The following is a 21,876-nucleotide window of genomic DNA, read 5'->3' on the forward strand; positions in this document are numbered from 1 at the left end:
TGGTAGGTAAGCATGTCAAGCGATCCGCAACCGCGTCGGCGCCTGTCGCGCGAAGACCGTCAGCATCAGCTGCTGGAGGTGGCCTGGCGCCTGGTCCGTGAAGAGGGCACCGAAGCCCTGACCTTGGGGCGCCTGGCCGAACTTGCCGGGGTCACCAAGCCGGTGGTGTATGACCATTTTGGTACCCGCTCCGGCTTGCTGGCGGCGTTGTACCAGTGTTACGACGAGCGCCAGACAGCGGTGATGGATGCCGCCCTGGCCGCCTGTGAGCCGACGCTTGAAAGTACCGCTGCAGTGATTGCCAGCGCTTACGTCGACTGCGTCCTGACCCAGGGTCGGGAGATACCCGGGGTCATTGCCGCGCTGGCCAGCTCGCCGGAGCTTGAGCAGATCAAGCGCGAGTACGAGACGGTGTTCATGGGCAAATGCCGGGCGCTGCTGGCGCCCTTCAGTGGCAGCGGCGAGATTGGCGTGGCGGGGCTGCGGGCGATGCTCGGCGCGGCCGAGGCGTTGTCGCATGCTGCGGCGAACGCTGAGATTACGGCCGAGCAGGCGCAACGGGAGTTGTTCGAAAGTATCAAGGCGATGGTTGTGCGCAGTTAGAATGCATCGCGGGTCAAGCCCGCTCCCACAGGCTGCTCACCCCCCTGTAGGAGCGGGCTTGACCCGCGATAGGGCCTTATTAAGCGGACGAGAAATATGGACATTCAAGAAATCAAGCAACGCCTGGCCAAACCCGCCACGCGCTTTTTCGCCGGTGGTTTTCGCCCCAGTAACAGCGATGAAGAAAGCTGGCTCGGCCGGGTGTTTTTATACCGTCCCGACGAAGGCGTGCCGACCAACGCGGCCGGCGAGCAACTGCTCCCGGTAGCGCAGTTCCACCTGCCCAGCCTGCCATTCGCCAGCCCGGCGCTGAAGGATGTACGCATCCTCACCCTGTTCGTCGGCTACCCCTTCCCGGAGGAGTTCGAAGCTATGGGCGACAATTGGCTGATCCGCGAGTACCGCGCTGACGATGAGCTGGTCCGCAAAGACCTGCCAGTTGCCAATTCCTTCCTCAAAGCCTTTCCCTTGAGGGCCGAAAAGCTTGCCGAGGACTATCCGCTGTGGGATGGCGGCGGCGTGCCGGATGAGTTGGTCAAGGAAATCGTCAAGCTCGAACGGGCAGGGGATATCGAGTGTTACTACGAGGTCATCACCCATGCCTACGAGCACAAGATCGGTGGCTATCCGTCATTCTGCCAGTCGGGCGTGTACCCGGGTGACGGCTTCGAGTTCGTCTTCCAGATTTCATCCGATGCCAAGATCAATCTCAACGTGGTTCACAGCGGCAGCCTGATGTTCTTCAAACATCGCGAAACCGGCGAGTGGACGATCTACTACGATTTCTATTGAACTAGTGCGATGCCCCGTTGCGCGGCTTGTAGAACAGGAACTCGCTGGTCTGTGCGGTTCGCGCGAAGGTCTTCGACCAGTCAGGGCGCACCCGCCGATCATGGAAATACAGGGCGCCACCGGTACGGTCGGGCAACTGCTTGTTCAGCGCCTTGCGCGCGATTTCCTTGGCCAGGGTGTAGCGCACTTCTTCCTGGACATCGTCCGAACGGCCATCGCACCACCAGGAGAACTGGCAGGCGCCTGTCTCCGAGCCCTGCTTGACCACGCCGCACACCGAATCGGGAAAGCCCTGGTGACCGACCCGGTTCATCACCACGTTGGCCACCGCTTCCATGTCGGCTGATTTACCGCCCTTCGATTCCCAGTAGATGCTGCGTGCCAGGCAGGTAATGGCGTCGTCCAGTGCTGCGCCACCCGCCGGGTCGACCGCCTGCACCTCGGTCTTGGTGATGGCCTGGGACTTGGGCGCGGGCGCGGCATTGGAGTTGCTGGCGGCTTTTTGCTCCAGCGCCTGGGCCTTTTCTTCGGCCACCTGGGCCTTGGAGTCTGCAGCCATCGACTGGGCGCCGCAGAGGGCCAGTGCCAGGCAGGTTACAATCATCAGCAGGCGCATGCTCGAACCCTTGGGTGGCGAGGAAGCACAACTTCCCGTTACAGGATCGACCGCAGCGCGCTCAAAACATTCCGGCTGTCAGACGACGGGCGACTTCGTGCATCATCTGCGCAGTCCGATCAAGGGAGATTTTCATGCGTGTCATCTCATCCGTTGTGCACCTGGCGGCGATGTCGCTGGGGCTGGCGTTTACCGTGACGGCCCAGGCCAGCGACGAGTCGCAGTTGCTCGAGTCGATCAACGCCTACCGCAGCCAGGCCCAGCGCTGCGCCGGCCAGGCGTCGATGGAGCTGCCGCCGCTGGCCAGCGATCCGCGCCTGGTGTTGCCGGCCAACAGCATGGGTGACCTGCGCGAGGCTCTGGCGCAAAAGAGCTACCCGATGGTTAACGTCCAGGCCATCAGCCTGTCCGGGCCGCGGGATGCGCAGGCGGCGATGAAGGCGGTGCAGGAGAGTTTCTGCCAGGTGGTGCTCGACCCGCAGTTCGTCGATGTCGGCGTCAGCCGCGAGGGCCGTGACTGGCGCATCGTCCTGGCGCGGCCGTTGCTGGCCGGGCGCCTGGGCGACTGGCAGGCCGAAGGGCAGAAGGTCCTGGAGATGATCAACAGCGCGCGCAGCCAGGCGCGCCAGTGCGGTGGCCAGCCGTTCAACGCCACTACGCCACTGGCCTGGAACGCTACCCTGGCCGGCGCCGCCGAAAGCCACACGCGGGCCATGGCCAACAACAACGTCTTCGACCACAAGGATCGCGACGGTCGTACCCCGGGGGATCGCGCCGAGCTTGCCGGCTATGCCGGCCAGCAGGTTGGCGAGAACATTGCGGCCGGGCAGGACACCCCGCGCAAGGTGGTCGATGGCTGGCTTGCCAGCCCCGGCCACTGTGCCAACCTGATGAACCCGCAGTTCAGTGAGTTGGGCGCCGCCTACGCAGTCGATCCCAAGAGTGATGCCGGGATCTACTGGACGGCAATGTTCGGCGCGCCCTGACCCGGCTTAGTGCTCAAGCCCGGCACGCTTGAGCAGTTGCTTGCAGCGCTCGGACAGGTGCACCACGCGCAGGTGTTTGCCGTTGTTGCTGTAGCGCTCGCGCAGGGTCTTGAGCGCAGCAATCGCCGAGTAATCGACAACGTTCAGGTGACGGCAGTCGAGGGTCACCTGGGCCGGGTCGTTGGCCGGGTCGAACTGGTTGAGGAAGGGCGCAGTCGAGGCAAAGAACAGGGTGCCGTGGACCTTGTACAGCCGGCTGCCGTCGCTCTCGTCATGGCGGTCGGTGTACAGCTCGCGGGCCTGTTGCCAGGCAAAATTGAGCGCGGCGATGACGATGCCGCACAGCACCGCGGCGGCAAGGTCGGTGAACACCGTCACCAGGGTCACGGCGATGATCGCCAGCACATCGTTGACCGGCACCTTGTGCAGCACCCGCAACGATGCCCACGAGAAGGTCTGCTGGGCGACCACGAACATCACCCCGACCAGCGCCGCCAGCGGAATACGCTCGATCAGCGGCGAGAGAAACAGCACGAACATCAGGATCATCGCCCCGGCGACCACGCCCGACAGCCGTCCACGCCCGCCGGAGCTCAAGTTGATTGCAGTCTGGCCGATCATCGCGCAACCGCCCATGCCGCCGAACAGCCCGCAGGTCATGTTGGCCACGCCCAGGGCCACGCATTCGCGGTTGGGGTGGCCGCGGGTTTCGGTGATCTCGTCGGTGAGGTTGAGGGTCAGCAGGGTTTCCAGCAGGCCGACCAGGGCCATGAGCAGCGCGTAGGGGGCGATGACCTGCAGGGTGTCGAGGTTCCACGGCACTTGCGGCCAGCTCAATGCCGGCAGGCCGCCGGCGATGTGCGCGAGGTCGCCGAGGGTGCGGGTCGGCAGGTCGAGCAGGTAGACGCCGGCGCCGACGCCGAGTATCGCGATCAACGCCGGTGGCACGCTGCGGGTCAGGCGCGGCAGCAGGTAGACGACGGCCATGGTCAGCGCCACCAGCCCCAGCATCAGGTACAGCGGCGCGCCGCTGAGCCAGGTGCCATCGGCCTTGAAGTGCTCCAGCTGGGCCAGGGCAATGATGATCGCCAGGCCGTTGACGAAGCCAAGCATCACCGAGTACGGCACCATGCGCACCAGTTTGCCCAGGCGCAGCAGGCCGAAGGCGATCATGATCAGCCCGCCGAGCAGCACCGTAGCCAGCAGGTACTGCACGCCATGGGTGACCACCAGGGCGACGATGACCACGGCCATGGAGCCGGCCGCACCGGAAATCATCCCCGGGCGGCCCCCCAGCAGGGCGGTCAGGGTGCAGATGATGAAGGCGCCATACAGGCCCATCAGCGGGTTGAGGTGCGCCACCAGGGCGAAGGCGATGCACTCGGGCACCAGGGCAAAGGCTGTGGTGAGTCCTGCCAGGACATCGGCGCGAAGCGGGGTTGTTCTCATGACCTACCTGAAGGGCGGCCCGGCAGCGGGGTGCTGCCGGGGGAAAAAGCGCAGGATGCTACGTAATTTCCTGATCGCAAGCCAGCGCCCTGGCCAGGAATCCCGCCGTGCGGCTGTCCTTGCACGCGGCGACCTGCGCCGGTGACCCGCTGACCACCACCTTACCGCCGGCGCTGCCGGCCCCGGGGCCGATATCGATCACCCAGTCGCTCTGGGCCACCACGCGCATGTCGTGCTCGACCACGATCACCGTGTGCCCGGCCTCGACCAGGCGCTGCAGTTGCACCAGCAAACGGTCGATGTCCTGCGGGTGCAGCCCGGTGGTAGGTTCGTCCAGCACATACAGGGTGGCGCCACGGGCCAGGCGTTGCAGCTCGGTGGCCAGCTTGATGCGCTGGGCTTCGCCGCCGGACAGCTCGGTGGCCGACTGGCCCAGGCGCAGGTAACCCAGGCCGATATCCTGCAGTACCCGCAGGGCTCGGCTGATGGCAGGCTGTTCGGCGAAGCGCTCGCTGGCCTGGTCGACCGTCAGTTGCAGCACCTGGGCAATGTTCAGGCCTTGCCAACTGATGGCCAGGGTCTCGGGGTTGTAGCGATCGCCGTGGCAGGTCGGGCAGGGCGCGTAGACGCTGGGCATGAACAGCAGCTCGACGCTGACAAAGCCTTCGCCCTCACAGGTTTCGCAGCGGCCCTTGGCGACGTTGAACGAGAACTGCCCGGCATCGAAGCCTTGCGCTTGCGCTTCGGGGGTTGCCGCGAACAGCTTGCGCACGTGATCGAACAGGCCGGTATAGGTCGCAAGATTTGAACGTGGCGTGCGGCCGATGGGCTTCTGGTCCACCGGCACCAGGCGGCGGATATGTTCGAGGCCGGCGCTGATCCAGCCGTCGCTGGTGGGTTCGGGTTCATCTTCCAGGCTCTGTTCTTGCGGCTCCTCCTGGCTACGGGCCTGGCCCAGGTGCTCGCCGAGCAGGTCGAGCAGCGCCTGGCTGACCAGGCTCGATTTGCCCGAGCCGGAAATCCCGGTGACCGCGCTGAAGCAGCCCAGCGGGAAGGCCACCGCGAGTTGAGCGAGGTTGTTGCGGGTGATGCCTTCAAGTTTTAGCCATGACTGGGGCTGACGTGGTTCGCGGGCCTCGGGTTGGGTCTGGTTGAACAGGTAAGTGCGGGTACGCGATGCCTCGACCTTGGCCAAGCCTGGCGGCGGGCCGCTGTACAGCACCTGGCCGCCGTGCTCGCCGGCATCCGGGCCGACGTCCACCAGCCAGTCGGCGCGGCGCATGGTGTCCAGGTCATGCTCGACCACATACACCGAGTTGCCCGCCTGTTTGAGCCGCTGCAAGGCCGCGAACAGCGCTTTGCTGTCGGCTGGATGCAGCCCGGCCGAAGGCTCGTCGAGCACGTAGATCACCCCGAACAGTTGCGAGTTGAGCTGGGTGGCCAGGCGCAGGCGTTGCAACTCGCCGCAAGACAACGTCGGCGTGCTGCGCTCCAGGTCCAGGTAACCCAGGCCCAGGTCGATCAGGGTAGTGATGCGCTCCAGCAGCTCGGCGGCGATGCGCTGCGCAGCCAGGCGTTTTTCCACCGACAGGTTGGGCGTGTGGCGCACGTCCGCGCCGCCTTCATGGGGGTTATCGCCACGGGCTGCGCGTTGCTGGCGGGCCTGACGGGTTTGCGCGTGGCTGAGCACGGCGCCGGTTTCTTCAGGCAGGTTGAGGTAGTCGGCATTGGCCACGGTCTTGAGCAGTTCGGCCAGGGCCAGCAGCGGCAGGCGCGACAGCTCGGCGATGTCCTTGCCGGCAAAAGTCACGGTCAGCGCCTCGGCTTTCAGGCGTTTGCCAGCGCAGGCCGGGCAGGGGCTGGCGCGCATGAAGGCCGAGACGCGCTTGCGCATCAGCGCGCTTTGCGAATGGCTGAAGGTGTGCAGCACATAACGCCGGGCGCCACTGAAGGTGCCCTGGTAACTGGGTTCGAACTTGCGCTTGAGCGCCTGGCGGGTTTGTGCCGGCGTCATTCCCGCGTACACCGGCACGGTCGGAGTGTCATCGGTGAACAGAATCCAGTCGCGCTGCTCCTGGGGCAGGTCACGCCAGGGGATGTCGACGTCATAGCCCAGGGTCACGAGAATGTCGCGCAGGTTCTGCCCCTGCCAAGCCATGGGCCAGGACGCCACCGCCCGTTCGCGGATGGTCAGCGACGGGTCAGGCACCATCGATGCCTCGCTGACATCGAACACCCGGCCCAGGCCATGACATTCCGGGCAGGCGCCTTGCGGGGTATTGGCCGAGAAGTCTTCGGCGAACAGCATCGGCTGCTCGGCGGGGTAACTGCCGGCGCGCGAGTAGAGCATGCGGATCAGACTCGACAGTGTGGTCACGCTGCCGACCGATGAGCGCGCGCTGGGCGTGCCGCGTTGCTGCTGCAGGGCCACCGCCGGCGGCAGGCCTTCGATGGAATCCACCGCCGGCACCCCGACCTGGTCGATCAAGCGCCGTGCATAGGGCGCCACCGATTCGAAATAGCGGCGCTGGGCCTCGGCATACAAGGTGGAGAACGCCAGCGATGACTTGCCCGAACCGGACACCCCGGTGAACACCACCAGCGCATCGCGGGGAATATCGACGTCGACATTCTTCAGGTTGTGCTCACGGGCACCGCGCACCCGGACACAACCGGCGGCGTTGGCGCTGACTACTGGTTTTGCGCACATGACGATATTGTTCCTTGCTCAACGATCCGCGTAAGTGGCAGACCGCTGAGCATGGCGGCAGTGCCGTCGATTTTCAAATGGAGGTGAAATCCGGTGAAGTACCTGGTGATCGAAGCGCACTGCAGTGAATACCCCGAGCCCATCACCTTTGCCAAGGGCGCGCCCCTGAGCATCGGCGAGCGCTATGACGGTGAGGAGGGCTGGGATGACTGGTACTTGTGCCGCACACCCGGGCAACAGGATGGCTGGGTGCCGGGGCAAGTGATCGAGCGGCTTGGTGATGATCAGGGGATCGCCCTGGAGGATTATTGCGCCCGGGAGCTGGACGTGGATGTCGGCGATTGCCTGGTGGGTGGCCGGCAATTGAACGGGTGGGTGTGGTGTAGCCGGGGGGATGACTCGGGGTGGGTGCCGTTGCAGGTGTTGCAGGTGGTGTGAAGCTATCGCGGGGCAAGCCCGCTCCCACAAGGACCTCCCTGTGGGAGCGGGCTTGCCCCGCGATTGGGCCCTCAGCCCATCGCCGCCAGCATCAGCTCCAGGTTCTGCACCGCCGCCCCGCAAGCCCCCTTGCCGAGGTTGTCGAACACCGCCGTCAGCACGACCTGGCCGTGCTGCTCATTGGCAAACACCGCCAGGCGCAGGTCGTTGCTGTCGTTGACCGCTTGCGGGTCCAGTTGCACCGCTGAGGCGTCCCGTTGCAGCGGCGCCACCTGCACATAACGCGCGCCGTGGTAATGCTCGGCCAGGCATGCCTGTAACCGCGCCGCCGTCACGCCCGCCGGCAGCAGGCGGGTCTGCAGGGCGATGGTCAGGACGATGCCCTGACGGTAGCTGCCATAGCTGGGCACGAACACCGGCCGTTGCGACAAACCGGCATGCTGCACAATCTCCGGCACATGCTTGTGGTCCAGGTGCAAGCCATACACCAGCACCCCCTGGGCGCTCTGCGCATCGGGCCCTTCATGACGCTCGACCGCCGCCCGGCCGCCACCGGAATACCCCGACACCGCGTTCACCGTCAGCGGATAATCCGCCGGCACCAGGCCTGCGCCAATCAACGGGCGCAACAAGGCTATGGCGCCGGTCGGGTAGCACCCCGGGTTACTGACCCGCTTGGCCTGGGCGATGCGCTCGGCCTGCTGTTCATCCAGTTCCGGCAAGCCGTACACCCAGCCCGGCGTGGTGCGGTGCGCGGAGCTGGCGTCGATGACCCGCACGTCAGGGTTGACGATGGCCGCCACGGCGTCACGGGCGGCGTCGTCCGGCAGGCACAGGATCGCCACGTCGGCGCTGTTGATGGCCTCGGCGCGCAGTTGCAGGTTCTTGCGCTCGGCCGCCGGCAGGGTCAGCAGGCGCAGGTCGTTGCGACCATTGAGGCGGGCGTGGATCTGCAGGCCGGTGGTGCCTTGGTCGCCGTCGATAAAGACTAGGGGCTGGTGCATGCGGGTTCTCGTGCAAAGACTACGAATGAGCGGTCATCTTCACCTTTGTCTGGACGAAAGAAAATTTGAATATCATGATGCTCAACTTCATCTTTTCTGAACGATAAGCCCATGCGCGAGATCAGCCTCGACCGGCTGCGGACCCTGGTGGTGATCGCCGACCTCGGCTCCTTTGCCCAGGCGGCGCGAGCGCTCAACCTGGCGCCGCCGACGGTGAGCCTGCACATTGCCGACCTCGAGGCGCGTATCGGCGCGCCGCTGCTGTCGCGCAAACGCGGGCAGATCCGCCCCACGGCCATCGGTGAAACCTTGCTCGAACGCGCCCGGCGCCTGCTGGCCGATGCCGAGCAGGCGCTGGATGATGTGCGGCGTCAGGTTCAGGGGTTGGCCGGGCGGGTGCGTCTGGGCGCCTCGACCGGTGCTATCGCCCATTTGCTGCCGCAGGCCCTGGATATCCTTGGCGTGCAGCATCCGGGCATCGATGTGCAGGTGCAGGTCCTGACTTCAAGCGAATCCCTGGCGCGCCTGCAGGATGGCAGCCTCGACATCGGCCTGGTGGCGCTGCCGCAAGCGGCGATCAAGGGCCTGGAGATCCGCCCGTGGCGGCGCGACCCGATCATGGCCTTTATCCCGGCAAGCTGGTCGCCCCCGGCGCGCATCAGCCCGGCGTGGCTGGCTAGCCGCGCGCTGATCCTCAACGACAGCAGTACCCAGCTGTCGCGGGTGACCAGCGAATGGTTTGCCAACGCCGGCCTGCAACCGCCGGCGCGCATCCAGCTCAACTACAACGATGCGGTAAAAAGCCTGGTGGCGGCGGGGTATGGCGCCACCTTGCTGCCCCATGAATCGGCCGCGCCGGAGCGCGATGGGCGCATCAGCATGCGCCCGCTGCGCCCGGGCCTGTGGCGCCACCTGGGCATCGCCTGCCGCCAGGGTGATGTGGAGCAGGGCACCCGCTTCGTGCTGCAGGTGCTGATGAGCCAGGCCGCGAAGCGCTAGACCCGCCGCAGCCCGCGGTCGCCGTCCAGCCACGGCCCTTCACCCAGGCGTTCGAGGGCCAGGGCCCGGGCTTTGCGGCTGAGCTGGTCGAGGTGGCGGTCGCGCTGTTTCTCGGCATCGACCATCGCCCGCTTGCCGTGTTGCTTGAGCAGGTAGCTGTGAATCTGCTGCACTTCCAGGGTGCGGTAGATCGGCGCCACGTCCAGCACCGCCACGCTGCCGGCGCTGGGCACGGCGCGGGTGTTCATCAACACCTGCGGGCCGCGCGCGCCGGTCACCTGAAAGCCCAGGGCGTCGAACACCGGCACCTTGCTGGCCACGCAGCCAAGCTCTGCCTGCGGGTAGCGGGCGGTCACCTGCGCCAGCATGGCGCGGGCGATACCCTGGCGGCGCTGGCTGGCCTGCACGGCGAGGTAGGCCACCGAACACGCCTGCGGGTCATCCTTGAGCGGCAGGTACAGCAAGAAACCCACCACCTGCTCGGGATCGTCGAGGTCCATGGCCACGATCAGCTCGACCGGGATGCCGCGCGAACCGTCCATGGCCTCCAGGTACAGGTGCACTTCGAAACCGATGCCGTACTGGTACAAGCTGTACAGCGGGTTGCTCGGCGGCAGGGCGACGCTGCTGATGTCGGTCAGGTAGTCGACCACCATCTGCAGGATCTGGCTTTTGATCGGCTCCGCAGGCGGGGCGACGAAGTGGTGGAGGGCGGGCATCGGTAGGGGTGACTCCAGGCAAAAACGGCAATGGCGCGATTCTACCGCGCGGGCCTGCCATCCGTCCCTTCGCCAGGCAGTTGATCTGAACTTCAGCTTCGGCGCACCGCTCCCTTGCATAGAGGGCATTTTTCGCCCGACTGCCGAAGGCTGCCGCCATGACCGTGATGACCGCCGCACCCGCGCTCGATCCATTGGCCCTGAACCCCCGCGCCGACCATGAGGCGCGCTACCATGCCTTGCTGCACGGCGACCTGGACGGCAGCGCCACCTGGCTGACCGAGCAGCTGCAACAGGCGCAAGCCTTGCCCGTTGAACTGCCGGACAACCCCGCCGAACTCGGGCTATGGACCGCCAGGCGCGCCGCCGCCGTGGCCGGGCAATACGCCGACTACCTGGCCGAGCGCAGGGCCGGTGGCGTCCGGCGTTACTTCAGCAATCGCGCCCATGCGCTGTATTTTCTCCAGCACGTGGCGCCGACCAAGGTGGTGGATGGCGCCTGGCTGTTCGGCATGCTCAGGCACTGGGCCGATCCGCGCTATCACGGGCTGATCCGTACCTACCTGGAAGAGCTCGGCGATGGCGACCCTGCCTGCAACCATGTACTGATTTACCGGCGCCTGCTCAGCGAGCTGGGCTGCAACGAGCAATTGCCGCTGGCCGACGACCGTTACCTGCAAGGCGCGCTGCAACTGGCGCTGGGCTTCAACACCGAGGCGTTTTTGCCCGAGGTGATCGGCTATAACCTGGGTTATGAACAACTGCCCCTGCATTTGCTGATCAGCGGCTATGAGCTGGACGAACTGGGCATCGACCCGCAGTACTTTCGCCTGCACGTGACCATCGACAACGCCAGTAGCGGCCATGCCTGCAAGGCGGTACGGGCGCTGGCGCAGCTATGGCCGGAGCAGGGCGCCAGCGCGTTCTATCAGCGGGTCGCCTGCGGTTACCGGCTCAACGACCTGGGCCCTTGTTCACCGACGATCATTGCCGAGTTTGATCTGGAAACCGAACTGCTGGCCGCCTTCGAGCGCAAGCGCAGCTTTGGTCAGCACATGCACTCCGACTACTGCCGCATCGACGGGCGCACGGTCAACCAGTGGCTGGCCGAGCCCGGGAGCATTCCAGGGTTTCTCGCCGCCTTGCAGGCCAAAGGCTGGATCAAGCGTGGCCAGGACCCGGTCAACAGCCGCTTCTGGCAACTGATCGACGGCCCGGCGGCAGCGATGTTCGGCGTCTTCAGCCCCTATGAAAAGCAGCTGCTGCATGACTGGATCGCGGTCAACTGGCAGCCGCGCCGCCGTCGCCATGGGCCGGCCAATGAGGTACCGATGCCCGATGAAGGCGTGGCAAATGCGCTTGAGCGCGAGCTCCACGACCTGCCGCCCGAGGCGCGGATCGCCTACCTGATCAGCGAAATGGCCGGCAACCGCCACGCCTTGCCCCAGGGTCTGGCGGCGACCCGCAAATTCGCCCAGATGATTGGGCTTACAGCTTGAGCGAGGGTGACCATGCAATTGACCGAGGCGCAACGCCAGGCCGATCAGGCCTTGCTGCAACTGGGGCGGCGGCTGTTGGCCGATGGCTATCGCTTTACCAGCGTCACGCCCTTGACCCAGTGGCGCAATAACCAGCGTGAGGGCGCGCAACAGGCCCGCACCCTGCGCGATATCTTTGGCTGGAACCGGCCCTTTGCGCCCTCGCAGCTGTCGCCGGACGAAGTGGCGCAGTTGCAGCTGGCGCAGATCATCGACGAGCAAGGTGAGCTGTTGTGCAGCCGCGTGCGCTGGTCGAGCCTGCATGATTTGCTGTTTGTCCATTCCGGCTTTCCCACCGACAGCACGGATGCGGTGTTCTTCGGCCCGGACAGCTACCGCTTCGCCCAATTGATCGAAGCGCACCTGCAGCAATGTTTCACCAGCATCAATCATGCAGTGGATATCGGTTGTGGTGCCGGGGTCGGCGCCGTGCTGATCGCCCGCGCCCGCCGGCATGCACAGGTCAGCGCCGTGGATATCAATCCGCAGGCCCTGCGCTTGACCGCCATCAACGTCGCCCTGGCGGAGCTGGCCAATGTTTCGGTCGAGCACAGTGATGTACTCCAGGGCATCACCGGTACCTTCGACCTGATTGTCGCCAATCCGCCGTACATGCTCGATGCCAGCGAACGCGTCTACCGTCATGGTGGCGGTGCCCTCGGCGCCGCGCTGTCGTTGCGGATTGTCGAAGAGGCGCTGCCACGCCTGGCGCCGGGCGGCACTTTGCTGTTGTACACCGGGGTGGCCATGGTTGAGGGGCGCGATCCGTTCCTGGCGGCCTTGCAAGCGCCGCTGGCGTCCTCCGACTGGGCCTGGCATTACCATGAACTGGACCCGGATGTGTTCGGCGAGCAACTGCTCGAACCCGGTTACCAGCAGGTCGAACGCATTGCCGCGGTGGCCTTGAGCGTCACCCGCCGATGAACAGCCCCTGCGGCTTTGGCATCGAAGAAGAGTACCTGCTGGTCGAGCAGGCCAGTGGGCGCATGCTCGCGGCGCCGTCGGCGGCGCAGATCGACCTGTGCCGCCAGGTACTCGGCGCGCATTTTGCCCAGGAGATGTTCAAGGGCCAGATCGAAGTGGCGTCGCCCGTGTTCACCCGCCTGGCCCAGGCCCGGGCGTTTCTCGCCGGCAGTCGCACACAACTGGCACAGGTGCTGGCCGAGGAAGGTATTGGCTTGTTGACCGCCGGCAGTCACCCCATGGGTGGCTGGCGCAACCAGCAGCCTGCCGACGATGAGCATTTTCGCCAGCTGTTCGCCGACTACCAGCACGTGGCGCGGCGCAGCCTGTTGTGTGGCCTGCATGTGCACGTTGGCGTGCCGCCCGGGCACGACCGCATCCAGTTGATCAACCAGTTGTTGCCCTGGTTGCCGCTGTTGTTGCTGCTCAGTACCTCGTCGCCGTTCTGGGAAGGCCAGCCGACGGGCTACATGAGCTATCGCCAGGTGGCCTGCGGGGAATGGCCGCACATGGGCCTGCCGGAGCGCTTGAGCGATTGGCAGGCGTACGAGCGCTACCTGGCGCTGCTGCGGCGCACCGGTTCGTTGCGCGAGGGGTATGACTGCTGGTGGGCGATTCGCCCGTCGCGGCGCTTCCCCACGGTGGAGCTGCGCATCGCCGATGCCTGCCCGAACCTTGAAGATGCGCTGTGCATTGCCGGTCTGTTCCGTTGCCTGGTCGAGCATTATCTGGCGCAACCCCGTGCGGCTGTGGGCTTGAGTCGCGAGGCCCACTGGATTGCCCAGGAGAACTACTGGCGCGCCATGCGCCATGGCCGGCATGGGCAGTTCATTTGCCTGGAGGAGGAAGGGCAGGGCAGCGCCGGGCAATGGCTGGCGCAGGCGCAGGCGCTGTTTGCCGATGCTGCTCAGGGGGTTGACGCTGACCGCAGTTTCGCCCGGGCGCAGGCGATTGTGACGGATGGGAGCAGTGCCGATCGGCAGTTGGCGATGGCGGAGCGGGGGATGCAGGCGGTGGTGTCGGGGTTGCTGGAAGAAGTCAGATCCTGTTGAGTCTATCGTGGCCGCGAGCCGGCCGACTACGGCCTGGCTTTTCTCAGGCTTTTCATCCGCTGAGTGGCCCGCTGCACAGCGGCCATTTTTTCCGGGCGTTTCATGCGCTTCCATTTGCGGATGTCGTCTTTGCTGCGGCCGCAGCTCAGGCACAGGTCGCCGCTTAGCTGGCACACGGCGATGCAGGGGTTTTCGATGTCTTTGGCCATGTGTCAGCCTCGTTTTTCATAGTCGTACTGCACGTGAGGGGCGAGCGGGTGCAGATCGACTGCGGCTTGCTGCAAAGCTAAAGCCGTCAGCTCGATCATCCGCTCACCTTGCCCGCTGGCCAGGGCGTGGTCTTTGGCGGCCCGGGTTTCGAAGACCCAGATCACCTGCAAACTGGAAGGGAAGCGCGCGTAATCCACCAGGTGGGTGAGCCAGGCAAAACCAACGATTTCGGCCTTGGCGGTCTCGCAGGCTTCGGTGAGGGTGGCGACCAGGCGGCGGTCAAGCTGCGCCTGTTCGCGTTTGCTCAGTGGCATGGGGTAAGGGTCCTTGCGGGAGGGGAGGCAGTCAAGTGGGAGCTGGACTTGCCAGCGATCGAGCGCGCAGCGGCCGTAATCCAGGCAACACCTGATGTGCTGTCTGCACCGGCCGCATCAATACGTTACTGAACGTTGTGCAGCTTGACCACATCACCCGAGACGCGGGTGGTGTAACCGGTCAATACCCAGGCCCAGAACCAGTTTTCCTGAACCTGGGTGTTGATCATCGCGTCGCCGCCCTTGGCCTTGATCGCGGCATTCTGTGCGCGGACAAAACGGCTGTTCTGGCGCACCGGGATGACGCCCAGCACCAGCAGGCCGGTGGCGCTCGCTTCGCTGTGGCCGATCACGGTGTACTGGTCGGCGTTGTAGTGCTGGGTTTTCATCGGGGTGCCGGTGCAACCTGCCAGGGCCAGGACGAACAGGCCGCAGGCGACAACTTTGCTCAGGTTTTTCACTGCATAACTCCATGATAATTGGCCCGGGATCCATCTCTCGAGCGGCGCGTACTGTACCGGATCAGCCAGGATGACGCTCGTCTGCCGGCGCGCGACCGACTGCCGCACGGCGTAAAATAATGGGTTGCGACACTCCCTCGGAGCAGCAGCCATGAAAATCGTCGTAATCGGTGGGACCGGCCTGATCGGCACCCAGTTGTGCAACAACCTGCGCGCCAACGGCCACAAGGTGCTCGCCGCCTCGCCCAGGACCGGCGTCGATACCCTCACCGGCGAAGGCCTGGAACAAGCGCTGCAAGGTACCGATGTGGTGGTCGATGTGGCCAACTCACCCTCATTCGAAGATGCCGCCGTGCTGGCGTTTTTCCAGACCTCAGGGCGCAATCTGCTGGCCGCTGAGCAGAAGGCCGAAGTCCGTCACCACATCGCCCTGTCGGTGGTCGGTACCGAGCGCATGCAGGACAGCGGCTACTTTCGCGCCAAGCTGGCCCAGGAGCAGCTGATCAAGGCCTCGGGCATGCCCTATACCCTCCTGCGCGCCACGCAGTTTTTCGAGTTCATGGGCGCCATTGCCTATTCCGGCGCCGACGGCAACCGCGTGCGTCTGACCGACGCCGTCCTGCAGCCGGTGGCCTCATCCGACGTTGCCCTGACCCTGGCCAACCTCGTCGAGCAAGCACCAGCCAATCGCACCCTCGAAGTCGCCGGCCCCGATCGCCTGCCGCTGGCCGACTTCGTGCGCAGCTATCTGCTGCACAATCAAGATGCCCGGGAAGTGATTGCCGACCCTGAGGCTACCTATTTCGGCGCGCTGATCAACGACCGTTCATTGACCCCGGATGCCGATGTCATCCTCGGCTCGCTGCACTTTCAGACCTGGTTGAAAACCACCGCCGTGCAACGCTGACCTGTTGCACAGGGAAGTGACATTCTTTACCCGCGCCACACCGGCCACAGGTCGCGGCCCAACGCCCAGTGGCCTTGCCCGGCCAGCACGCGCACTCCACCGACCCAGCGCTCGGGGGCCTGCTGTTCAAGCCAGTGGGCCTGGCCTGCCAGTACCTGCTCGCCCAGCGAGGTCAAGCTCAAAGGCCGGCGCGGCCATTGCAGCTCGGCCTGCGCTTCATTGAGCAGTGGCGTGGGCGAATCGATCAGCGGGCGCAGCAGAGCATGGAACATCATGTCGCCCAGATAGGGCAGCGGCTCGCGCTTGCCCATCAGTTCGGCAAATACCTGGCCGAACGGCACCTGGCCAAACTCGCTGATGATCTGCAGTGCCAGGCGTTCGCTGAGCGACAGGCCATCGTCCACCCCGGGCAGTTCCTGCAACTGGCGCAACAGCGCAGCGCCGAGCAAGGGCAGTGCCAGGCCCTGCTGATGGGCCAATTGTGCCCAGGCTTGCGGCGACGGTGCGCAATAGGCGGCCCAGGCCTCGCGCGCCAGTTGCAGCATCGGCGCATCCACTGCCCGGCGCTGCGGCCACAACCAGGCCAGTACATCCGGGGCCAGTTGGCCGATACCGATAAAGCGCTCGACCCCCGGCATGCGGTCGATCTCGATCAGTTCCAGGCGCTGCGGCGGCTTGTGCAAACCGGCCAGCACGCGGATCAGGAACAACTGGTCATAGGCATCCGCCTCGCACCAGAGCACTGCGCTGGGGCAGCCTTCGAGGCGAGCCAGGTCGGCGTATTCGTCGTCCATCCTACGCTGCACGGCAAGTGGCTCCAGGCCATAGGCCTGGCTGATGTAGTCGCAACGCAGGGCGCGGTAAGGCGCTGCTGGCAACTCACGCACCGGGCCCATCACCAGGGGGTCGCTGAGCATGTGAAAGGCGCCGGTAAACCCGGCCAGGCGCAAGCTGTGGCTGATGTCGTTGCCGCAACGCCAATGCTGGGTGCGGGCTTCGTCATCGGCGAGAAACTGCGGGTGGCGGGCGGCAAAGTCGATGGCGTCGATATGCGCCTTGAGCTTGGGCCAGCTGGCAAAACCCAGGTCGCGGGCGATCAGCCACTGGGCATCGGCCAGGCGCGGTGAAGCCGGCTCGAGCTGCGCCAGCTGTTCGGGCGCGGCACCCGTGCGCAGGCGCTGAAGCAGCTCCTTGGCGCGTTTGCGTTGTTGTTCGAGGTTGATGCGCCCGTCATGGGGCGGCGATGACAGTCGAGCAGGCATACGAACTCCTTGTGCGAGCCTTGTCCGCTGTCAGGCCGGGAGTCGTAGACGAGCATGTGGGGTGTATAGCCTGGGCGCAGCCCTTTGCGCGGACGGGTGGCGTGGTTGACGCCGGCTGTGACTATAGGCCCGGTGCCAGAAAAAATAAATGGTTAGTCAATACGTGCAGTGCGCAGGACCTGGGGGTGCAGACATTTCATGATGTCGGTTTTTTTGTTGTATATGCGCGACAGAATCAAGTCAGTAGGCACTACAGGAGTGGCTTTCTGCACCTTCGCCACTTGGTTGAAGCGTTGCGCGTCGACTTGTTTCGGATCGGCCTTGCTGAAGAACCAGTTGATACGTTGCGCATAAAAGGCGCCCAGGTCGCGCATGGCGCCATAGACCCAAGGCGAGGAGTCAGCCGTCATCATTACTGTCGAGTGCTGTGGAAAGAATGGACAGCCGTCGCTTGCAATACCGTCTGCAGAGGTGAAGTTTTTCGCAATGAATCCCAGCAGTTCGCACGATGGCGTGTCGGCGTAGGTCCAGTTCGATACGCGGTCGAATTTTTTGCAATGGCGCTGGATGGCGGCGGCGCACTGTCCTTCGAGTCCGCGTTGGCAAGCAACGCCCATTGCCGCCAGGGCGTCAGTCAATTGCGAGTTGGCCAGCGCCGGTTTGATGATGAACAAACGGGCGAAGTATTCGCCAGGCAGCACGGTTTGTTCATCGCTGCGGCTACAGTCCTCGGCCATTTTCCCGTTGGATACACAACCGAGCAGAACCGGATGTTGCCAGTTGAAAATGTCGTAGCCCAAGGGGTAGTGCCGGGTCTGGTTACAGACACTGTCCAGATCGGCCAGCCCCGGTACAGTCAGGTACAAACCCTGTTTGCGGATCTGGCTTTTCAGCCGGCACAAGTCACCCATCTCGCCCTTACGGTCCTGCGCATGGTCGGAAATGATGATGGTTTCGATACCCCGACGGATCAGCGCATAGGCCCCCAGGTTTTCCGATTGGCCGCCATCGGAAAGGTGGATGAAAACCGAATCCCTGGATGGCGTGAACCGGTGTGCGTAGTAAAGCGGCCAGGGCAGAAACTTGTGGCCGATGTAGTGCGCTTGGTTGACGGCGTTCGGGGAGGTACTGAGGGTATTGCGGTATGACGTCCCCCAACTCAAGGTCGTAGCGCCCATCAGGGCACCCAGCAGGTTACGCAGCGGCGGCTCGGTGACGGCTTTTTGTTGTGAGTCGAGGAAGGCTGCCGAGGCGACGGTCGCCCGATAGGGTGTCAGGTCGGGTAGCTGCTTCTGATGGTAGCCATACAAGCCTGACCCCTGGGTGTAGGGGGTGATCTCGAACACGCTCAGGTTGGCATCTGATTGTGCGCTGAAGTCCCAGGGTGTCCTGTCCTCGCCAGCGGTTGCATTGATGATCCACAGCGGCGCGCCGTGGCGCTGGTAAGCATTGTCGAGATACTCAAAGGTCAGACCGATGCCCTGCCGGGTGCGGCCTTCGCGCCTGATCTGCACCGGGCGCTTGCCAATACGATCACGGAATTCACAACCACCGTCGCTACATTTCACCGGACTTGCGGCGTAGGCCCGGGCAATACCGCTGTTGTAGCGATGCTGACTGACAGAAACCTCCAGCTCCCAGTCGAAGACGCCATTGACCAGCATGCCCAACGGCATCACCGCGACACTCTCGAGCCCCATTACGAGTGCATCTGCGCTAAAGCGGGTGTCTGTTTCAGTGGTGGTGTAGCTGAATGAGTCGTTGAATACATCCTGGAATCCGCGAAGTGCATTCTGGTAACGATAGCGATCATTGGATACGGAGGTGTCGTTGGTCAGGTTGATCGGGTCGCAGTTTTCGAGTCGCAGATCATTGATCCCGGCCCTGACGTAGCGCGATGGCAGGCAGTCGGCGAAGAACCGTGCCATTTGCCGCGGGGCATGGCTGCCGGCTTCTGCGGGCGGGAGGTCGAAGCGCATCCGTGCGTAGTACCAAAGCGCGGCATAGCCACCGCCTGAGACACTGGACAGCGCATCCACCTCGGCCATCAAACCACTCGTGGTCAGCCCTTGCAGGACGCCCATCGAGAATGCCGACGCTTTGGTGCCACCGCCTGCCAGTGCCACCCCTAAGTGAGGAAGCGTTTTATCACGCAGCTCCGGTTCGAATTTTTTGCGCAAGGTATCGCTAGTAAAGTAGTCAACTGCGCCCATCCAGTTTCCTTCATCCCTGAGCGGTGATGACTTCTCTGCGAGGGCTGTGCAGCCGCTCAAGGCGCAGAGGGATAGGGCTAACGTGGCCGTGCTCGTCCTGGCGTGGACCATATGCGCCTCAAATCGGGTGCGTGATGTTAAAAAGCTATAGCACGGCTTTTCACCACCAGCCCGGCAAAAGGCAATCGTCAGCTCCAGGCTGACGGCCAGCGCTCCTGCAGCAGGTCGCTGAACACCTTCAGGCGCGGCGAATGCTGGCGCGAGGGCGGATAGACCAGCGCCAGCTCACGCCAGCGGCCGGCAAACGGCTCCAATACCGGCACCAGGCGGCCGTCGGCCAGGGCCTGGCGGGCGACGAAATCCATTACCTGGACAATGCCGAAACCCTGCAGCGCCGCATCGATCAGCGGGTCGCCGACATCGAAGAGCATTTGCCCGCTGACCGGTACATCGACCAGCCGCCCGTGCTGCACGAACTGCCAGTCGACCCGGCGCCCTAGGTAGGGGTTATGCACCACCAGGCAGTTGTGCCGGGCCAGGTCCTCGAGGGTCTGCGGCACGCCGTGGCGGTCAAGGTAGCCGGGGGAGGCGACGGTCACCCAATGCATCGGCGCCAGGGGCCGGGCCACCAGGCGCACATCGCTGAGCGGGCCGATGCGTACGGCGGCGTCGAAGCCTTCTTCGGCCAGATCGACCAGGCGATCGGTCATGGTCGCATCCAGCACCAGCTCTGGATGGCGCTGGGTCAGCTCACCCAGCAGCGGCAGGATGACGATGCGGCCAAACGCCGACGGCAGGCTCAGGCGCAGGGTACCGCTGGGCTCGCAGCGGCGGTCGAGCAGCAGTTGCTCGGCCTCCTCGAACCCGGCCAGCAACGGTGCGCACCGCTCGCGCAACAGCAGGCCGTCGGCGGTCAGGCTGACACTGCGGGTGTTGCGGTGCAGCAGCTTGACCCCCAGTTGTTCTTCCAGACGCCGGATCGCCCGCGACAGCCCCGATTGGGTCAAGCCGGTGCTGGCGGCCGCGGCGGTAAAGCTGCGCAACTCGGCGACCTTGAGCAGCAGGGCAACGGTGTTTAGATCCATGATTAAAGTCATTACTGAAAGGACTGGCAGCGTATTTATCATGCCTGGCGCATGAATGACACTGGCGCCTTCTTGCCAAGGATGCCGCGCATGTCGATTTCCACCCCACGCCACCCCGCCTTGATGCTGCTGTTACTGGCCTGTGCCCAGCTGATCATTGCCCTGGACTACACCATCGTCTTCGTCGCCTTGCCGACCATTGGCGAACACCTGGCCATCGGCCCGCGCCAGCTGCAATGGATCATCAGCGCCTTCGGCGTGGCCTTTGGCGGTTGCCTGCTGCTTGGCGGCCGCGCCGCCGACCTGCTGGGCCGGCGGCGTTTGTATCGGCTTGGCCAGGCCTTGTTCGCCATCGCCTCGCTGGCCGGCGGCCTCACCGACCAGGCCGAGATTCTGGTGCTGGCCCGGGCGCTGCAAGGGCTGGCAGGCGCCTTGCTGTTTCCCGCCACCCTGGCGCTGATCAACAGCCAGTACGCCGAAGGTGCGCCGCGTACCCGTGCCCTGGCGATCTGGAGCGCCGCCTCGGCTGCGGGCCTGGCGCTCGGCGCCTTGCTCGGCGGCATTCTCACCCAGTGGCTGGGCTGGCAGGCGGTGTTCCTGGTCAACGTGCCGCTGGCGGGGGCTTGTGCCTGGGCTGCCGGCTATTGGATTCCGGCCGATCCGGTCCGGGCGCAAGGTCGCTCGTTTGACCTCGCTGGCGCCCTGACTATCACCCTGGGTGGCAGCCTGTTGGTGCTGGCGCTGATCGAAGGGCCGAGCTGGGGCTGGCAACGGCCGCTGTTCTGGACAGTGCTGGCAGCTGCACTGATCTGCCTGGCGCTGTTCGGGGTGATCGAAACCCGCAGCCGCGACCCGCTGATGCCGCTGCGCTTGCTGCGCACCCCGGGCTTGCGTGCGGCCATGGGCCTGACCGCTGTGTTCATGGCCAGCTTCAGCGTGCAGTACTACTTCCTGGCCTTGTACTTTCAGCAGATCTACGGCTACAGCGTGCTTGCCAGCGGCCTGGCGTTTTTGCCGGCGACACTGGTGTGCACTCTGGGCATCGGCATCGCCGAGCGGGCCCTGGCCGGCCTGGGGTTGCGCAGCACCTTGATCATCGGCTTGCTGGCCGGCGGTGTGGGGATTCTCTGGCTTGGTTGGAGCTTGCCCGGCGATGGTGTTTTCGTTCACCTGTTGGCGCCGATTGCCTTGCTCAGCATCGGCCAGGGCATGACCTGGACTGCCATGTGGGTGTGCGCTGGGCAGGGTGTCGCGGCGGGCGAGCAAGGCGTGGCTTCAGGCATGGCTTCCACCGTTCAGCAGATCGGTGGCGCGCTGGGTCTGGCGCTGCTGGTGGGGCTGGCCAACCAGGGCCTCGACGGCTTGAGCGGCGCCGCTTGGCAGCAAGGGTATGCGCTGGGCTTGCAGCGGGCAGTGCTGGTCAGCGGCGGGATCGCCTTGTTGGGTGTGCTGATTGCTCTGGTGCTGCCCGGCAAGCGGCGCAGCACTGCGGCAGTGGCTGAAACCAGCGCTGGTTCGCCACCCTGAACGCACGGCACACTGTTGTCCCGATACT

21 protein-coding genes are annotated in these 21,876 nt (G+C 64.8%); 10 read left to right on the forward strand and 11 right to left on the reverse strand.

Going from position 1 to position 21,876, the window contains the following annotated elements:
- The first annotated feature begins 12 nt into the window (after positions 1-12).
- Together F8N82_RS07585 and F8N82_RS07590 are read left to right on the forward strand one after the other, a co-directional pair.
- Positions 13-603, forward strand: a complete 591-nt coding sequence (locus F8N82_RS07585; protein WP_038994639.1) for a TetR/AcrR family transcriptional regulator — start codon at positions 13-15, stop codon at positions 601-603.
- Positions 604-699: 96 nt separating this feature from the next.
- Positions 700-1,395, forward strand: coding sequence for a DUF1963 domain-containing protein (locus tag F8N82_RS07590; protein ID WP_038994640.1), 696 nt, complete (start codon positions 700-702; stop codon positions 1,393-1,395).
- A 1-nt stretch (position 1,396) separates the two neighbouring features.
- On the opposite strand, the gene F8N82_RS07595 is transcribed toward F8N82_RS07590, so the two are convergent.
- Positions 1,397-2,011: a cell wall hydrolase gene (locus F8N82_RS07595; RefSeq protein WP_038994641.1), complete on the reverse strand. Its 615-nt coding sequence runs from the start codon at positions 2,009-2,011 to the stop codon at positions 1,397-1,399.
- A 134-nt stretch (positions 2,012-2,145) separates the two neighbouring features.
- On the opposite strand from F8N82_RS07595, the gene F8N82_RS07600 reads away from it, so the two are divergent.
- Positions 2,146-2,997, forward strand: coding sequence for a CAP domain-containing protein (locus F8N82_RS07600; RefSeq protein ID WP_038994642.1), 852 nt, complete (start codon positions 2,146-2,148; stop codon positions 2,995-2,997).
- Positions 2,998-3,003: 6 nt separating this feature from the next.
- On the opposite strand, the gene F8N82_RS07605 is transcribed toward F8N82_RS07600, so the two are convergent.
- Both F8N82_RS07605 and F8N82_RS07610 read right to left on the reverse strand, forming a co-directional pair.
- Entirely contained in the window at positions 3,004-4,446 is a 1,443-nt protein-coding gene (locus F8N82_RS07605) for a SulP family inorganic anion transporter (protein WP_038994643.1), read from the reverse strand.
- A gap of 58 nt (positions 4,447-4,504) precedes the next feature.
- A complete protein-coding gene (locus tag F8N82_RS07610) occupies positions 4,505-7,156 on the reverse strand; it encodes an excinuclease ABC subunit UvrA (RefSeq protein ID WP_038994644.1) in 2,652 nt (883 codons plus the stop codon).
- Between the two features lie 93 nt (positions 7,157-7,249).
- Between F8N82_RS07610 and F8N82_RS07615 the strand changes: the two genes are divergently transcribed.
- Positions 7,250-7,594 carry an SH3 domain-containing protein gene (locus F8N82_RS07615; RefSeq protein WP_038994645.1) on the forward strand — a complete coding sequence of 115 codons (345 nt, stop codon included), beginning with the start codon at positions 7,250-7,252 and terminating at the stop codon, positions 7,592-7,594.
- A 71-nt stretch (positions 7,595-7,665) separates the two neighbouring features.
- Here F8N82_RS07615 and argC read toward each other — a convergent pair whose 3' ends face one another.
- On the reverse strand, positions 7,666-8,598 hold the full coding sequence (argC, locus tag F8N82_RS07620; protein WP_038994646.1) for an N-acetyl-gamma-glutamyl-phosphate reductase: 933 nt from the start codon (positions 8,596-8,598) through the stop codon (positions 7,666-7,668).
- Positions 8,599-8,709: 111 nt separating this feature from the next.
- Here argC and F8N82_RS07625 point away from each other — a divergent pair, with 111 nt between their 5' ends.
- The gene (locus F8N82_RS07625) at positions 8,710-9,597 is read left to right on the forward strand and encodes a LysR family transcriptional regulator (protein ID WP_038994647.1); all 888 of its coding nucleotides are present in this window, start codon (positions 8,710-8,712) and stop codon (positions 9,595-9,597) included.
- Here F8N82_RS07625 and F8N82_RS07630 read toward each other — a convergent pair.
- Positions 9,594-10,316 carry a GNAT family N-acetyltransferase gene (locus F8N82_RS07630; protein WP_038994648.1) on the reverse strand — a complete coding sequence of 241 codons (723 nt, stop codon included), beginning with the start codon at positions 10,314-10,316 and terminating at the stop codon, positions 9,594-9,596. The genes F8N82_RS07625 and F8N82_RS07630 overlap by 4 nt on opposite strands.
- A gap of 158 nt (positions 10,317-10,474) precedes the next feature.
- On the opposite strand from F8N82_RS07630, the gene F8N82_RS07635 reads away from it, so the two are divergent.
- The 3 genes from F8N82_RS07635 to F8N82_RS07645 are packed head-to-tail and all read left to right on the forward strand — an operon-like array spanning position 10,475 to position 13,869.
- The gene (locus F8N82_RS07635) at positions 10,475-11,815 is read left to right on the forward strand and encodes an iron-containing redox enzyme family protein (protein ID WP_038994650.1); all 1,341 of its coding nucleotides are present in this window, start codon (positions 10,475-10,477) and stop codon (positions 11,813-11,815) included.
- Positions 11,816-11,827: 12 nt separating this feature from the next.
- Positions 11,828-12,778 carry a methyltransferase gene (locus F8N82_RS07640; protein WP_038994651.1) on the forward strand — a complete coding sequence of 317 codons (951 nt, stop codon included), beginning with the start codon at positions 11,828-11,830 and terminating at the stop codon, positions 12,776-12,778.
- Complete coding sequence (locus tag F8N82_RS07645; RefSeq protein WP_038994652.1) at positions 12,775-13,869, forward strand: carboxylate-amine ligase; 1,095 nt, start codon at positions 12,775-12,777, stop codon at positions 13,867-13,869. The genes F8N82_RS07640 and F8N82_RS07645 overlap by 4 nt, the downstream gene beginning before the upstream one ends.
- Positions 13,870-13,895: 26 nt before the next feature.
- Here F8N82_RS07645 and F8N82_RS07650 read toward each other — a convergent pair whose 3' ends face one another.
- From F8N82_RS07650 to F8N82_RS07660, 3 genes are all read right to left on the reverse strand, one after another.
- Positions 13,896-14,078 (reverse strand): DUF1289 domain-containing protein, encoded by a 183-nt coding sequence (locus tag F8N82_RS07650; RefSeq protein ID WP_038994653.1) that lies wholly within the window; start codon positions 14,076-14,078, stop codon positions 13,896-13,898.
- Positions 14,079-14,081: 3 nt separating this feature from the next.
- A complete protein-coding gene (locus tag F8N82_RS07655; protein WP_038994654.1) occupies positions 14,082-14,393 on the reverse strand; it encodes a hypothetical protein in 312 nt (103 codons plus the stop codon).
- A 125-nt stretch (positions 14,394-14,518) separates the two neighbouring features.
- Positions 14,519-14,854 (reverse strand): hypothetical protein, encoded by a 336-nt coding sequence (locus F8N82_RS07660; RefSeq protein WP_038994655.1) that lies wholly within the window; start codon positions 14,852-14,854, stop codon positions 14,519-14,521.
- A 151-nt stretch (positions 14,855-15,005) separates the two neighbouring features.
- On the opposite strand from F8N82_RS07660, the gene F8N82_RS07665 reads away from it, so the two are divergent.
- Positions 15,006-15,761 (forward strand): SDR family oxidoreductase, encoded by a 756-nt coding sequence (locus tag F8N82_RS07665; RefSeq protein WP_038994656.1) that lies wholly within the window; start codon positions 15,006-15,008, stop codon positions 15,759-15,761.
- Positions 15,762-15,787: 26 nt separating this feature from the next.
- On the opposite strand, the gene F8N82_RS07670 is transcribed toward F8N82_RS07665, so the two are convergent.
- From F8N82_RS07670 to F8N82_RS07680, 3 genes are all read right to left on the reverse strand, one after another.
- Positions 15,788-17,023 carry a DUF1835 domain-containing protein gene (locus F8N82_RS07670; RefSeq protein ID WP_038994657.1) on the reverse strand — a complete coding sequence of 412 codons (1,236 nt, stop codon included), beginning with the start codon at positions 17,021-17,023 and terminating at the stop codon, positions 15,788-15,790.
- Between the two features lie 152 nt (positions 17,024-17,175).
- Positions 17,176-19,236, reverse strand: a complete 2,061-nt coding sequence (locus F8N82_RS07675; protein WP_052251424.1) for a patatin-like phospholipase family protein — start codon at positions 19,234-19,236, stop codon at positions 17,176-17,178.
- A gap of 188 nt (positions 19,237-19,424) precedes the next feature.
- Positions 19,425-20,321, reverse strand: coding sequence for a LysR family transcriptional regulator (locus F8N82_RS07680; protein ID WP_038994658.1), 897 nt, complete (start codon positions 20,319-20,321; stop codon positions 19,425-19,427).
- 123 nt (positions 20,322-20,444) lie between these two features.
- On the opposite strand from F8N82_RS07680, the gene F8N82_RS07685 reads away from it, so the two are divergent.
- On the forward strand, positions 20,445-21,848 hold the full coding sequence (locus F8N82_RS07685; protein WP_099050703.1) for an MFS transporter: 1,404 nt from the start codon (positions 20,445-20,447) through the stop codon (positions 21,846-21,848).
- Positions 21,849-21,876: the final 28 nt, after the last annotated feature.

Source organism: Pseudomonas fluorescens (assembly GCF_902497775.2).
Classification (GTDB): domain Bacteria; phylum Pseudomonadota; class Gammaproteobacteria; order Pseudomonadales; family Pseudomonadaceae; genus Aquipseudomonas; species Aquipseudomonas putida_F.

What these genes read in the sequence shown, in the direction of transcription:
- F8N82_RS07585 (WP_038994639.1), top strand. Translation starts at nt 13, where the DNA reads ATGTCAAGCGATCCGCAACCGCGTCGGCGCCTGTCGCGCGAAGACCGT.
- F8N82_RS07590 (WP_038994640.1), top strand. Translation starts at nt 700, where the DNA reads ATGGACATTCAAGAAATCAAGCAACGCCTGGCCAAACCCGCCACGCGC.
- F8N82_RS07595 (WP_038994641.1), bottom strand. Translation starts at nt 2,011, where the DNA reads ATGCGCCTGCTGATGATTGTAACCTGCCTGGCACTGGCCCTCTGCGGC.
- F8N82_RS07600 (WP_038994642.1), top strand. Translation starts at nt 2,146, where the DNA reads ATGCGTGTCATCTCATCCGTTGTGCACCTGGCGGCGATGTCGCTGGGG.
- F8N82_RS07605 (WP_038994643.1), bottom strand. Translation starts at nt 4,446, where the DNA reads ATGAGAACAACCCCGCTTCGCGCCGATGTCCTGGCAGGACTCACCACA.
- F8N82_RS07610 (WP_038994644.1), bottom strand. Translation starts at nt 7,156, where the DNA reads ATGTGCGCAAAACCAGTAGTCAGCGCCAACGCCGCCGGTTGTGTCCGG.
- argC (WP_038994646.1), bottom strand. Translation starts at nt 8,598, where the DNA reads ATGCACCAGCCCCTAGTCTTTATCGACGGCGACCAAGGCACCACCGGC.
- F8N82_RS07625 (WP_038994647.1), top strand. Translation starts at nt 8,710, where the DNA reads ATGCGCGAGATCAGCCTCGACCGGCTGCGGACCCTGGTGGTGATCGCC.
- F8N82_RS07630 (WP_038994648.1), bottom strand. Translation starts at nt 10,316, where the DNA reads ATGCCCGCCCTCCACCACTTCGTCGCCCCGCCTGCGGAGCCGATCAAA.
- F8N82_RS07635 (WP_038994650.1), top strand. Translation starts at nt 10,475, where the DNA reads ATGACCGTGATGACCGCCGCACCCGCGCTCGATCCATTGGCCCTGAAC.
- F8N82_RS07640 (WP_038994651.1), top strand. Translation starts at nt 11,828, where the DNA reads ATGCAATTGACCGAGGCGCAACGCCAGGCCGATCAGGCCTTGCTGCAA.
- F8N82_RS07645 (WP_038994652.1), top strand. Translation starts at nt 12,775, where the DNA reads ATGAACAGCCCCTGCGGCTTTGGCATCGAAGAAGAGTACCTGCTGGTC.
- F8N82_RS07650 (WP_038994653.1), bottom strand. Translation starts at nt 14,078, where the DNA reads ATGGCCAAAGACATCGAAAACCCCTGCATCGCCGTGTGCCAGCTAAGC.
- F8N82_RS07655 (WP_038994654.1), bottom strand. Translation starts at nt 14,393, where the DNA reads ATGCCACTGAGCAAACGCGAACAGGCGCAGCTTGACCGCCGCCTGGTC.
- F8N82_RS07665 (WP_038994656.1), top strand. Translation starts at nt 15,006, where the DNA reads ATGAAAATCGTCGTAATCGGTGGGACCGGCCTGATCGGCACCCAGTTG.
- F8N82_RS07670 (WP_038994657.1), bottom strand. Translation starts at nt 17,023, where the DNA reads ATGCCTGCTCGACTGTCATCGCCGCCCCATGACGGGCGCATCAACCTC.
- F8N82_RS07675 (WP_052251424.1), bottom strand. Translation starts at nt 19,236, where the DNA reads ATGGGCGCAGTTGACTACTTTACTAGCGATACCTTGCGCAAAAAATTC.
- F8N82_RS07680 (WP_038994658.1), bottom strand. Translation starts at nt 20,321, where the DNA reads ATGGATCTAAACACCGTTGCCCTGCTGCTCAAGGTCGCCGAGTTGCGC.
- F8N82_RS07685 (WP_099050703.1), top strand. Translation starts at nt 20,445, where the DNA reads ATGCTGCTGTTACTGGCCTGTGCCCAGCTGATCATTGCCCTGGACTAC.